This is a genomic window from Rathayibacter sp. VKM Ac-2754 (assembly GCF_009807095.1).
Classification (GTDB): domain Bacteria; phylum Actinomycetota; class Actinomycetes; order Actinomycetales; family Microbacteriaceae; genus Rathayibacter.
This window is the reverse complement of record NZ_WUCC01000023.1, coordinates 1-526: the sequence shown is the minus strand read 5'-3', so window position 1 is coordinate 526 and position 526 is coordinate 1. Positions and strand designations below refer to the sequence as shown.

Below are 526 nucleotides of genomic sequence, written 5' to 3'. Positions count from 1 at the left end.
GTGACGGTCGTGGACACAGCGCGGTTGCGGGTCTACGCGGAAGCGGACAGCTACGTCCAGAGCTCCACTCCCGACACCAACTACGGCACCCAGTACGGAATGCTCGCCAAACCCTCCGTCAACGGAACCCCCGACCGACTCGCCTACCTGCGATTCGATCTCTCGGCCCTCGCCGGGAAAACCATCACCTCGGCAATCCTCAACGCCGAAACCGTGATCAGCGACACCGGCACCGGCCCCAGCCGACTCGACGCCCACACCACGAGCGGAACCTGGAACGAGACCACCCTCAGCTACACCAACAAGCCCGCCCTCGGCGCCACCGTCGGCAGCCTCCTCGCCGAGAACACCAAGAAGTATCAAACCGGCGACCTCACCGACTACATCACCACCTACGCCACCAGCGGAGCCGGGAAACTCACCCTCGGAATCACCCAAGACAACCCCACGAGCGCCACAGCACGCCTCATCACCATCTCCACCAAAGAATCCAGCAAACCCGCCTACATCGACATCACCATCGCAC

At 63.1% G+C, this 526-nt stretch carries 1 protein-coding gene; it reads left to right on the top strand.

From position 1 onward, the window contains the following. A partial coding sequence (locus GRS92_RS18575) for a CBM96 family carbohydrate-binding protein (RefSeq protein WP_159859813.1) occupies nucleotides 1–526 on the top strand: 526 nt, incomplete at both ends.